This is a genomic window from Pannonibacter anstelovis (assembly GCF_036881715.1).
In the GTDB taxonomy this organism is placed as follows: domain Bacteria; phylum Pseudomonadota; class Alphaproteobacteria; order Rhizobiales; family Stappiaceae; genus Pannonibacter; species Pannonibacter anstelovis.
The window spans coordinates 377,486-388,605 of the sequence record NZ_JBAKBF010000004.1; the positions used below are offsets into that span (position 1 = coordinate 377,486).

Below are 11,120 nucleotides of genomic sequence, written 5' to 3' on the forward strand. Positions count from 1 at the left end.
AGGCCGACATGTTTCTCACTCGTCACGCGGAAGCGCGCCAGCGCCAACGATCCATACCCAGCTACGTCATTTCCGCCACCTATGCTTTTGGCTCCGGCCACCCCGTGCGGGGGTCGCTGACAGCCTATACCCTCGACCGCCAGGCGGTCGAACTGGCGCAGGAAAGCTATCCCGCCAGCGTGGGCAAAACGCTCAGCAAGTATCTCGGCGTTTATCTGATCATTGGCGACGAGGAGAAAATCGTCACCGTCGCTCGCGGCCGCTGCCGCTCCACCCACCGCTGATTTTCACACCAACAGGAGTAACCCACCTTGGCTCAAGACCTTTCCATGGCCACTGAATTCATGGCCAAAATCTCTCGTTCCGGTTCTATCGACCCACTTGCAAGCAGCGATCTGACGCTCGCTCAGGACGGCCGCATTCGTGTCGCCTATGCCCCCTTTGATCACGTCGCGACCAACGCAAAGCTAGTGATCGCCGGCATCACTCCCGGACTGTCACAGGCCACTGTGGCACTTGCCGCCGCGCGGCAGCATTTTGCCAATGGCGTTGATCTTGAAGAGGCATTGCGCCGGGCCAAGCTGACCGCCAGCTTTAGCGGCACGCTGCGGAGCAATCTCGTGGCCATGCTGGATTCGATCGGCGTCAATGGCCTCTTTGATCTGAAGACGACGGCGGACCTCTTCGCACCAGGCGCAGAACAGGTGCATTTCACGTCGGCCCTGCGCTACCCCGTTTTCGTCAACGGCAAGAACTACAACGGTACGCCGGACATGCTGAAGACGCCCATACTGCGTCAGATGATCGACAAGCATCTCGCGGAGGAAGCCACGCTGCTGCCTCAGGCACTATGGCTGCCGCTTGGTCCAAAGGCAGAGATGGCCCTCCAGCATCTTGCCTCCAGGGGATTGCTTGAGAAGTCACGCATTCTCGCTGGACTTCCGCATCCGAGCGGGGCCAATGGCGAGCGGATCGCCGTTTTCCTCGGCAAGAAGGATGCCGGCCTGGCATCACGGCAAACGAGACCGGCACCGCTGCTTGCAGCCTATAAGACCCTGCGCAATCAGATTTCCACCTTGAAAGGACGCTGACATGGCCAAGCAAAAGCAGACGCGTGAGGACCGTTCGCCCTTCAGCCGGGACGAGATCATTCATGAAGTCCGGCTGGCAGCACTCGGAATGGCGTCTCACATCGCCGTCTGGGGCCATCGCAAGGAAGCCTTGAACGTAGCCTCACATTATCTTGGCGTCGAACTGGATGGCTATGACTACGAGGGCGATGGGCATCCGCAACTTGCGTCTATCCCGATCGAGGAGCATTTTCTTTATACCGTCGTGATGGACGCCTATGACCATGCGTACCAGTGCGGCGACATCTTCGATGATACGTTCACAGTCGATGAGCGCATGCACGAGGTGGCTGCCGTTCTCACAGGCTTTCCGCAGACAGACTTCAACGGCGAGCCCACGCCGCTCAACGGGCTGAACCCGCAAAAGCTGCGGCAGGTCCTGGAAACTTTTTTTGCCCGGTGCACTCTGGACAATGGCGGCAACCTTACGGTTCCGCAACTGGCGCTCCTCGCCAACATGGGCGAAGCAGCCGTAAGAACTTCCCTCAGTGCAGAGGGTATCAAGACGATCTCCAGTCAGAAGGGTGAGAAGAACCAGGTGCCCCATGCCGACGCCATTGCATGGCTCTCCGGCCGCAGGAATTTCGTGCCCACACGGCGCCAACCTGGCGTGCAGGGCAATCCCGGCGAACTGGCTTCCAGCCTCTTCGCCGCTGACAGCCTGACTTTTGAAACCGCCCTGCAAAAGGCGATCTCCGCCAACTACACCACGATCGGGGAGTTGGCGCAGGCAGCCGGAGTTTCCTCGATATGGATTGAAGAACTCCAAGACACGAGCAAGCTTCCAGAGATCAACCTCGACGGATTGCAGAAGCTGGCTTCGGCTCTTCAGGCGCCCGTTCCGCTCTTCGCCGGAAGAGCCGTCGCTGCCCTGCTTGAGCGCCGGTCGAAACCGGCAGCGGGCCACACAAGCGCCGCCACCTGACGGACGCCGGCCCACATTTCAAAGAGCGATGCGGAAATCATTTCCGCATCGGCCCCCCGGCCGTCATGGCAAGACTTCGGGTTTCACTCTCCTATCTTACCCTTCCCACCGAACCGGGATGCGCCGGGAACGGTGGCAAAAATGCTCTGCGCCTTTATCCAGTCACCACGGAAGAATTCCCTGCCAAGGCTGGTCAGCTCCCTTTGACCCCGGTCTTTGAAGGCTTGCTCGGCGGTTTCGGCAGCGGCTTTGCTGCCGTAAAGCTGTGAGGTGATCTCGATTTTCCAGCGGCTTGCCGCAGCGGGGGGAAACCGCAGTTAAGCTCCTTCTCGCGCCGCTTGACGTCATTGGACACGCCGATCTTGATCAGGACGGTCTTGTCGAATGCTGGCTTCGGCAGACACATCATGGCAAAGCCGTCACCTTCGAAACGGGCAAGGTAGAGATAGGCCGGGCCATCTTCATAGACTGCAGCCCTCTCGCCAAAGCTTCCGGGAAAGGCGCGGGAGGGTTGGAACACTTCGGCCAGCGGTCTCTTCTTGACTGCGGTCTCCGCAATAGGCGGCTCCCCGAAGACATTGACCTCCGTTACCTTCACTTTGAGCGCCAGATCGATTTCGGATGGCGTCAGCTCCGGGCTCCAGACGGCAATGGACTGGCCTGCCTCGGCGCGATAGGTTTCAGGCGCGATGGTTTCGAGCAGCATCGGCTCATCGACTCTCCAGGCGCGCACCACCGGAATCGCGTGGCACCATTTCTCCATCCAGCCATTGTCGCGCTTGCGCTTCAAACCGATGGGTGAGGCCTTGTCCATATCGCGGATGGGCCGCGCTTCGATCTGCAGAAAGCCCAGAACACGCAGGCGTTCGGTCTTGCTGGTCTCTGCCGAGGCCGCACCATAGATCATGAACAGATCACCATCCCTGACCAGCCCTAGCATCCGGTCACGGGAAGCCTCTTCGCTCCAGCCGAGATAGCCGTCTTCTTCCGGGCTGAAGCCATAGAATGAGCGCAGGCGGATGGAACGGGGCTTTGACGGCAGGTCACTCACTCCGCAGCCTCCTGCAGGGCCTCGGCGTCCACCGGTGCCAGCGCCTCGGCCAGCAGCGCGTCGAGCAGTTTTTTGCGCGCCTCATCGGCGCTGGTCAGGCTGGTTTCCAACTGGTCGCAGAGCGCCATGAGTTCGTCGACCTTGGCGACGATACGGTATTGTTCGGCGAGGGGTGGGATTACGATGTCCATATCTCTTATGGTGCCCATCGACAAGCTTGGCTGCGCAGTAGTCTTAACGTGTTTGAATATTTCCGTGCGACCTATGGGGGAGTTTAAGAACAGAACTGCGTACTTTAAGTTTAGAAGGCTTTCGCATCCTTCAAACAATTCCGCCTTGGCGACATTGGGTGCCAGATGCCACCGTCGATCTGTTTCGAGTAGAGCTACGTCGCCTATTCCCGCACCAATAAAAGTGATCAACAAGGATGGCTTGGTAACTGCGCTCCTCTCCAAAATCAGAGAGGTTTTGAGCGGCAGGTATTTTAAGTTTCGCTCTTCAATAGACCAAGGCCTGACGTTCTGCGCCCTAATTACAGGTACATCACCTTGATCTTTCAATTCAAAGTGTTTTGTGTATTCAAAACCAGCCAGCTTCGTAACAAAGAAAAGCTCATCACATGATGCCCAACGCCAAGTATCAGGCAGTTCTAGCGCATCACGAATAGAGATGAAGTTCGTTATTTTCTTAGATTCTTTGAGCTTTTTTGCGCGCACTAAGCCTCGTTTAACGATAGCTATCCGCTTCAACAACTCCTCAGCCGGCTCATCCGCCGGGTCCTGCGGCACGAGCTTGCCTCGGACGGCGAGGTTGAGGATGGTCTGGCGCAGCTGCTTGATCTGGTCCGGGCGGGCGGTGACTGCCAGCAGGGCATCGAGCGCGAAGCGGGCGTCGTCGCGGAAGGTTTCCGGGTCGGGATTGTTGAGACGGGCAAGGCTTGCCGCCGCCAGCCGGTCCCGCTTCGTCTCCCGCTCCGTTCGCGCCGCTTCCAGCTCATCGCACAGCGCCATCAGTTCATCGAGCTGCTGTTGAATTACAGGAGGTACCAAGGGAACCGGAACGTCTTCTATGCGACCGAAAGTGAGGGTGACGTTGGCCGTACCTGACATTCTGGAGACAAGAAGCTCTTCCTTGAATGCAGACAGATATTCAAACAGGAAGCGGGCAGAAAAGAGGGCGGGGTCATGAGGCAATACGGCAGCAAGGATAGTCCCGAGCGCAAACTGGCCTTCTTGATAGTGAAGGCGATTAATGCTGGCGTTGCCGTGCCCAGTCGATGAAACCAATGGGATGATGGCTGCCGCACCGTCAAAGTCGTAGTGATCAGCAGTGATCCGCTCAGCAGCAGTGACGACAAGGGGATATGGTCCAGGCTTAGCCTGCTGTATGCCCGTCTTGCCTTTTTCGACCCTAGCGATATGCCCGAGCGAAACAAACTTCGATGGGTCGATGAAATCCTCGGGCAGTTGATCACGAGTGATTGCGACGATCGGCTTCTGTTTAGCTAGAACCCGCTGGGAGATGAGCCTGCGCTTCACATCGCCAAGCAATGCGAGGATTTCTTCACGGCCGATGGAGGCATCTACTTCGTTAAGCCGTCCAGATATAGCCAATGCCACGACTATCTTGCGCAATTGCAGAACATGGACAGGATTGTCGCTAATCGCTGCAGATAGGGCGCTTAAAAGTGAGGCGTTCATCTGTCTAGTGCCTCGGCCAGAATGCTCTTCAGCTGATCGCGCAGGCGGGCCGCGCTGGTCTCGGCAGCCATCAGCTCTTCCAGCAGGGTCTCCGGGTCGCCATGGTCATCAGCCACCGTATGCGGGTTCTTGAAATCGAGATTGTAGCCCCGCGCCTTCACCTCTTCCAGGGTCACGCGCCAAGCCTGCGGGCCCTCCTCACGGCCCTTGCGCTCCTTGCCGCCCCACCAGTCCACGCAATCCTGCAAGTGCTCCTGCCGGATCGGCTTGGTCATGGAATAGGCCTTCTGCCCCTCCGGCACCCGGTGTTCCCAATACCAGATGTCTTAGGTTGGCGTGCCTTTCTCGAAGAACAGCAGATTGGTGCCAATCGAGGCATAGGGCTTGAAGACGGAATTGGGCAGGCGCACGATGGTGTGGAGATTGCACTCCTCCAGCAGATGCTCCTTCAGCCGTGTCTTGATGCCTTCGCCGAACAGCGAGCCATCCGGCAGGACCACGGCGGCGCGGCCGCCATCCTTCAACAGGCGCACGATCAGCGCCAGAAACAGGTCTGCGGTTTCCTTGGTGCGGAAGGTCGGAAAGTTGTTTTCGATACCGTCTTCCTCGCGTCCGCCAAAGGGCGGGTTTGTCAGCACGATATCGACGCGCTCATCCTTGCCCCAGGATGTGTAGGAGCGGGCGAGCGTGTTGTCGTGGCGTACGAAGCTCGGATCCTCGATGCCGTGCAGCAGCATGTTGGTGACGCAGAGCATATGCGGCAGCGGCTTCTTTTCCACGGCGCGCAAGGCGGCCTGCATCTTCTGCCTATGGTCCGGCGTGCGCACATGGTGTTTTTCCATGTGACGGATGGCGCAGGTCAAAAAACCGCCGGTGCCGCAGGCAGGATCAAACAGCGTCTCGCCGGGTTTCGGGTCAATACGCTCTACCATGAAGGTGGTCAGTGCGCGAGGAGTGTAATATTCGCCCGCATTGCCGGCCGATTGCAGGTCGTTCAAAATCTGTTCGTAGATTTCGCCGAAATGCTGGCGCTCCGTCAGGCTGTTGAAATCGACATCGCTGATCTTGTTGACCACCTGGCGGATCAGCTGGCCGGATTTCATGTAGTTATAGGCATCCTCGAAGAGATCGCGCACCACGCGGCGCCGGCCACCTGCCCTGCGTCGAACAGCCGGAGCGTTTCGCAGAGCTGCTCCGCGCCCACATAGGCGCCTGAGCCAAGACATAATGCAGCAAGGGGAGCGGCCCGGCGGAACCGCTCTCCTTGCTTTTTGTTTTCTGCCTTCATGCGAGACGGGTGGCCGCGCCTGTGCCCGGTGATCTACCCCGCAGTCACGCCGCCGCAGACGAAAAGCGTCTGGCCGGTCACGAAGCCTGCCTCCGGCGCGCAGAAGAAGGATACGGCGTTGGCCACGTCCTCACCGGTGCCAAGGCGCCGGACGGGGACCCGGTTGATGATCTCCTGCGTCCTTTCCGCCCCCGGCGGGTTGTTGCGCCAGAAGGCATCCGTGGCAATCGGCCCCGGTGCAACGCAATTGACCGTAATGCCGTGCTGGCCCAGCTCCAGCGCCCAGGTCCGCGCCATGGATTGGGCGGCCCCCTTCGTGGCGGAATAGAGCGTCCGCAGCTCCTTGCCCTTGGTCACGCGGCTCGTGTTCATGACGATGCGGCCGCCCCCAAGCGCCTTCATCACCGGCAGGAACGCCCTCGCACAGACGATGGAAGGCCGCAGATTGATGTGCATCAGGCGGTCAAAATCCGCCAGCTCCAGCTCTTCCAGCGCAGCCGGGACAACAATCCCGGCGTTGTTGACCAGACAGGTCACCTCTTCTTCCGCCGCCAGCATGGCACACAGGCCCGCCAGGGCATCCGCTTCGGCAAGATCCACCTTGTGAAACCGGTCTGCCGGACAGGCAGGCTCCATCAGATCCAGAACGATGGTCCGGAAGCCGTCCGCCCTCAGCCGCTGCGTGATGGCAGCACCGATGCCGTTGCTGCCGCCAGTGATGACGGCAGCCCGCCGCGAAAAGCCGCTCACTGGTCGCCCGGATGAATGGACGAGGGATGGCGGTTCAGCGGCGTCACGCTGATGTCCATGTAGGGATAGAGCGGCAGCCCCATCAGCACCTCGTGCAGGTGCTCATGGTCCCGGCAGTCAAAGATGCTGACGTTCTCGTAAAGCCCGCTGACGCGCCAGATATGCCGCCAGACGCCCTCTTTCTGCAGCGCCTGGGAATAAGCCTTTTCCTCAGCCTTGATCTGCGCGGCAACGGCAGGATCCATGTCTGCAGGAAGGTTCACGGTCATGGCAACGTGATAGAGCATTCAGTCCTCGTTTAACGTGTTGCGGCCATCGAGATAGGCCTTGCGCCAGCGCAGCACCTCGACCCGCTGGAACAGGCCGCCCTGGTGGAAGGGATCTGCCTCAATGAAGGCCTGCGCCTCTTCCCGGCTGTCCACGCCGAGCAGATACAAGCCGCCGCTGGCAGCCGTGCCCGCGTCGTCCAGCTTGGCACCGCAAGCCAGCAGCAGGGCCTTGTTGGCCTCGAGATAGTCGAGATGAACGGGGCGGAGCTGGCTGCGCAGGTCTGCGCAGCCTTCCTTGTCGAAAGTTTCAATCATCCACGGCATGCCGGTCAGACTCCCATGTAGCCCCAGATGGTCACGGTCGCGAGGAACACGATGCCGAGGTAGAAAAGCACCAGAACCATGTAGCCCATGAGGTCCTTCAGCTTCAGGCCCGAGATGGCCAGAGCCGGGAGAAGCCAGAACGGCTGCACCATGTTGGTCCACTGGTCGCCGATCTGCACCGCAAGGGCCGTTGCCGGGATGGAGGCCTTGAGCTGCGCTGCCGCATCCATCATCACCGGTCCCTGGATCACCCACTGACCGCCGCCCGACGGCACGAAGATGTTGATCAGGCCCGCCGACAGGAAGGACCAGAGCGGCAGGGTTTCGGCGCTGGAGAAGGAGACGAACCAGTTGGACAGGGTCACGATCAGGCCGGAACCGCCAAGGATCGCAAGGATGCCGGCATAGAACGGATACTGGATGATGATGCCGCTGACGACCGTAACGCCTTCGTTGACAGCCCCAAGGAACCGGCTCGGCGTGACGAACAGCGTGATGCCGAGGAACAGGAACAGCAGGTTGACGAAGTTGAGGGTGACGCCGCCGCCTTCATAAAGATACAGGCCGGCATAGAAGAGACCGAACAGGCCGGTGCCCACACCGATGATCCGGGAGTTGTTCAGCCGCTCGGCCAGGGTGTTTTCCCGCACCTGCGCAGCAGCATCCTTCGGCTCCAGCTCCGGCGCCGGCTTGGCCTCGATCACGTCTTCCGGCTTCTTCGGATGCAGCATCACGTTGAAAAGCGGCAGCGTGACCAGAATGACGAGGTTCATCACGATCAGATAGGGCGAGAAGATGGTCTCGCTCAGCGGCACAAGGCCAATGGTCTTTTCCAGAAAGTGGCCCGGCGTGTTGATCAGCAGCGGCACCGAGCCGGACAGCCCCACGCCATAGACCGCAAAGCCGGAATAGCCGGCCGCAATGACCAGCGGATAGTGCAGCCCCTTGACCTTGCGGCCCAGCTTCTGCGCAACCAGCGTGCCGAGAACCAGACCGAAGCCCCAGTTGAGCCAGCTGCCGACGCCGCCAAACAGCGTCGCGGCAATGATGGCCGCGCGGGGCGTGCTGATGCCCATCACCACCCAGTCCATCAGCTTGTCCACCGCCGGTGTCCGGGCAAGGATGTATCCGGCCAGCAGAATGACCGTCATTTGCATGGTGAAGGCGAGCAGGTTCCAGAACCCGCCACCCCAATAGCGGGCGGCATCAACAAAGCTGCTCCCCTCCATCGCAATGGCAAAGACCACGCTCAGGGCAGTCAGCAGAATGGCCACGACCATGGGGTCGGGCATGTAGCGGTTCACAATCCGCGTAAAAACATTCGCGATGGCGTTCACGGTTTCCTCCCTGCGGGGCCTCCCGCCCCGATGCCAGCTTCTAATATCTATTGCTAATCACTCATCATAACTTATATTGTCAACCTATATCTGTTGGAGGACACCGCATGAAGAAGGCCGCCGTCATTGGCGCCGGGGTCATGGGAACCCGGATCTGCAGGCATTTCCTCAAAGCTGGCTATCGCGTGGCGCTGGTGGACCGCTCAGACGAAGCACTTGAAAAAGCGCGGGATTTTCTCAATTCCCTGGGCGCCACGGTGCAGTTTGCCATCCGGCTGGAAGCGCTCGGCGATGACTGGAAAGACGTGGAGGCCGTGTTTGAGGCCGTTCCCGAGAGGCTGGAGCTGAAGCACCAGGTTCTGCGCGATCTTGAGGATTTCTTCGCCAGCGAAACCATCATCGCCTCCAACACCTCGGGTTTGCGGACGGATGACCTCATCCGGGGCATGACCTGCCCTTGCCGCTTTCTCATTGCGCATTTCTTCAATCCAGCCGATCTCATTCCCGCTGTCGAGGTCGTGCCCGGCGCGCAGACCCGGGAGGACGTGACGGACAGGATGGTGCGGCTTCTGGAGGCTTCGGGGAAAAAGGTGGCGCGCCTCAACACCGAAGTGCCCGGCTTCATCGCCAACCGGCTGCAGCACGCCATGCTGCGGGAGTGCTTTCACCTGATCGGCAGCGGTGTGGCGGATGCCGCAACCATTGATCTGGTGACCCGCTATTCAATCGGCGTCCGGCTGGCGCTGATCGGCCCGATGCTGCAGCGGGACCTCAATGGCCTTGATACCCACCTCAACATTGCCGCCTACCTCTACCCGGAGCTTGATACGCGCCAGAGCCCTCCGGACAGCCTCGCGGCCAAGGTTGAGGCCGGAGAACTGGGCCGCAAGACGGGACAAGGCTTTTATGCCTGGGATGCAACCCTTACACAGCGTATGGATGAAATCGAGCGCTTGCTGCCACAGGTCATCCGCCTTGCCGCAGCAGCCGGCGAACCGGAGGAAGACAGCACATGCCTAAGTGGGTGAACAGGCCGGAGGGCTCGAACTGGGGAGACTTCGGCGAAGACGACCAGCTGGGAACCTTGAACTACATCGGCACGCAGGAACGGCTGGCAGCAGCGCAAGAGATCCGCGAAGGCCTGGCCTTCTGCCTGTCGCTTCCCCTCGATCTGCCCGGAAAGCTCGTTCTCAATCCCCGGCGCAAGCCGCCCCGTCTTGCCCCCACCTGCCTCGGCAGCACGCCTTACATCAACTATCCGCTGAGCGAGACGGACCCGCTGCTGAGGGACGTTCTCAGCGATGATCAGGTGCTGCTCTCGACGCAATATTCCACCCAGTGGGATTCGCTTGCCCATGTCGGCGCCCTGTTTGATGCGGACGGAGACGGCGTGGCGGAGCGTTGCTACTACAACGGCCACCGGGCGGATGTGGATGTGCTGGGCGAGGGCGGCGAGGAAGGGCACGCCTCCTACGCAAGGCGTCTTTCCGTAGCGGCAATGGCGCAGACAGCCATTCAGGGCCGCGGCGTTCTCATTGATTTCGTCCGCCACTTCGGCATGGGCCGCACGATCGTCACCCTGGACATGCTGAAAGACGTCATCAAGGCGCAGGACGTGGAGATCCGCAAGGGGGATATCCTGCTGCTGCGCACCGGCTATGCCGAAGCGCTGCAGGACATGCAGGAGGCGCCGGACCCTGACCGGCTCAACGCCACGGGCGCGGTGCTGGATGGAACGGACAAGTCCCTGCACGAGTGGATCACGCAAAGCCGGATCGCAGCCATCGCCGCCGACAATTACGCCGTCGAAAACCCGCATACGGACCCGCATGCCTGCTGCCTACGCCTGCCGCTGCACCACCATTGCCTGTTCAAGCTCGGCCTGCCGCTCGCCGAATTGTGGGACCTGAGGGCCCTTGCCACGGCTCTGGCTGCCCGCAGGCGCAACGCCGCCTTCCTCACCGCGCCCCCCCTCTTCCTCCCCGGCGCCATCGGCTCTCCGGTGACACCCGTCGCCACGATCTGAATGAGGTGCGCGCACCCGCCCGAACGTGAGTTGGTCAAGGACGTTCGCCATTTTTTTGTATTTCCTGGCGTGATGAGCCGGGACAGCCTTGGCAGGAGCTCAAGCTCCGTCTCCGTCAGAACTGGATCGCTCTTGCTTGTGGGAACCGGCGCCAAGTCATTCACGTTAAGCTCAACGTTAGGGGCCTAATGCTCATTACGTGTTGAAGCGAACGTCTGGGGTTCGGCCCGTATGATGCGCCCGGCCGTTTTCCGTCGTGCTGTCATTTTTGGTCGTCTTTTACGTGTGAGGGGCCGTTTGGAGCGGGAGGGTTGTGTGGT

11 protein-coding genes and 1 pseudogene are annotated in these 11,120 nt (G+C 60.3%); 5 read left to right on the forward strand and 7 right to left on the reverse strand.

Annotated elements, in window-relative coordinates; all coding sequences use genetic code 11:
- Positions 1-8 precede the first annotated feature (8 nt).
- From V6L75_RS09310 to V6L75_RS09320, 3 genes are read left to right on the forward strand one after another with little or no spacing between them, the layout of a single operon-like run.
- Complete coding sequence (locus V6L75_RS09310) at positions 9-284, forward strand: hypothetical protein (RefSeq protein ID WP_334251229.1); 276 nt, start codon at positions 9-11, stop codon at positions 282-284.
- Between the two features lie 45 nt (positions 285-329).
- Positions 330-1,091 carry a hypothetical protein gene (locus V6L75_RS09315; protein WP_334251230.1) on the forward strand — a complete coding sequence of 254 codons (762 nt, stop codon included), beginning with the start codon at positions 330-332 and terminating at the stop codon, positions 1,089-1,091.
- Between the two features lies 1 nt (position 1,092).
- The gene (locus V6L75_RS09320) at positions 1,093-2,055 is read left to right on the forward strand and encodes a hypothetical protein (RefSeq protein WP_334251231.1); all 963 of its coding nucleotides are present in this window, start codon (positions 1,093-1,095) and stop codon (positions 2,053-2,055) included.
- Positions 2,056-2,248: 193 nt separating this feature from the next.
- Here the strand turns inward: V6L75_RS09320 and V6L75_RS09325 are convergent, their stop codons facing one another.
- The 7 genes and pseudogenes from V6L75_RS09325 to V6L75_RS09355 all read right to left on the reverse strand — a co-directional run bounded on the left by V6L75_RS09325 (position 2,249) and on the right by V6L75_RS09355 (position 8,774).
- Complete coding sequence (locus tag V6L75_RS09325) at positions 2,249-3,106, reverse strand: GIY-YIG nuclease family protein (protein ID WP_334251232.1); 858 nt, start codon at positions 3,104-3,106, stop codon at positions 2,249-2,251.
- Positions 3,103-4,806, reverse strand: coding sequence for a restriction endonuclease subunit S (locus tag V6L75_RS09330; protein WP_334251233.1), 1,704 nt, complete (start codon positions 4,804-4,806; stop codon positions 3,103-3,105). Before V6L75_RS09330 ends, V6L75_RS09325 begins: the two co-directional genes overlap by 4 nt.
- Positions 4,803-6,032: pseudogene (locus tag V6L75_RS09335) on the reverse strand (HsdM family class I SAM-dependent methyltransferase). Before V6L75_RS09335 ends, V6L75_RS09330 begins: the two are co-directional and overlap by 4 nt.
- A 95-nt stretch (positions 6,033-6,127) precedes the next feature.
- Positions 6,128-6,844 (reverse strand): SDR family NAD(P)-dependent oxidoreductase, encoded by a 717-nt coding sequence (locus V6L75_RS09340; RefSeq protein ID WP_334251234.1) that lies wholly within the window; start codon positions 6,842-6,844, stop codon positions 6,128-6,130.
- Positions 6,841-7,131, reverse strand: coding sequence for a muconolactone Delta-isomerase (catC, locus tag V6L75_RS09345; protein ID WP_334251235.1), 291 nt, complete (start codon positions 7,129-7,131; stop codon positions 6,841-6,843). Before catC ends, V6L75_RS09340 begins: the two co-directional genes overlap by 4 nt.
- A complete protein-coding gene (locus V6L75_RS09350; RefSeq protein ID WP_334251236.1) occupies positions 7,132-7,437 on the reverse strand; it encodes a YciI family protein in 306 nt (101 codons plus the stop codon).
- A gap of 5 nt (positions 7,438-7,442) precedes the next feature.
- Positions 7,443-8,774: a short-chain fatty acid transporter gene (locus V6L75_RS09355; protein WP_334251237.1), complete on the reverse strand. Its 1,332-nt coding sequence runs from the start codon at positions 8,772-8,774 to the stop codon at positions 7,443-7,445.
- Positions 8,775-8,881: 107 nt separating this feature from the next.
- On the opposite strand from V6L75_RS09355, the gene V6L75_RS09360 reads away from it, so the two are divergent.
- Positions 8,882-9,802, forward strand: a complete 921-nt coding sequence (locus V6L75_RS09360) for a 3-hydroxyacyl-CoA dehydrogenase family protein (RefSeq protein WP_334251238.1) — start codon at positions 8,882-8,884, stop codon at positions 9,800-9,802.
- Positions 9,787-10,800 (forward strand): cyclase family protein, encoded by a 1,014-nt coding sequence (locus V6L75_RS09365; protein ID WP_334251239.1) that lies wholly within the window; start codon positions 9,787-9,789, stop codon positions 10,798-10,800. Before V6L75_RS09360 ends, V6L75_RS09365 begins: the two co-directional genes overlap by 16 nt.
- The last annotated feature ends 320 nt before the right edge of the window (positions 10,801-11,120 follow it).

Excerpts from the sequence above, each read along its gene's own strand:
- V6L75_RS09310 (WP_334251229.1), top strand. The coding sequence starts at position 9 with ATGTTTCTCACTCGTCACGCGGAAGCGCGCCAGCGCCAACGATCCATA.
- V6L75_RS09315 (WP_334251230.1), top strand. The coding sequence starts at position 330 with ATGGCCACTGAATTCATGGCCAAAATCTCTCGTTCCGGTTCTATCGAC.
- V6L75_RS09320 (WP_334251231.1), top strand. The coding sequence starts at position 1,093 with ATGGCCAAGCAAAAGCAGACGCGTGAGGACCGTTCGCCCTTCAGCCGG.
- V6L75_RS09330 (WP_334251233.1), bottom strand. The coding sequence starts at position 4,806 with ATGAACGCCTCACTTTTAAGCGCCCTATCTGCAGCGATTAGCGACAAT.
- catC (WP_334251235.1), bottom strand. The coding sequence starts at position 7,131 with ATGCTCTATCACGTTGCCATGACCGTGAACCTTCCTGCAGACATGGAT.
- V6L75_RS09350 (WP_334251236.1), bottom strand. The coding sequence starts at position 7,437 with ATGCCGTGGATGATTGAAACTTTCGACAAGGAAGGCTGCGCAGACCTG.
- V6L75_RS09360 (WP_334251238.1), top strand. The coding sequence starts at position 8,882 with ATGAAGAAGGCCGCCGTCATTGGCGCCGGGGTCATGGGAACCCGGATC.
- V6L75_RS09365 (WP_334251239.1), top strand. The coding sequence starts at position 9,787 with ATGCCTAAGTGGGTGAACAGGCCGGAGGGCTCGAACTGGGGAGACTTC.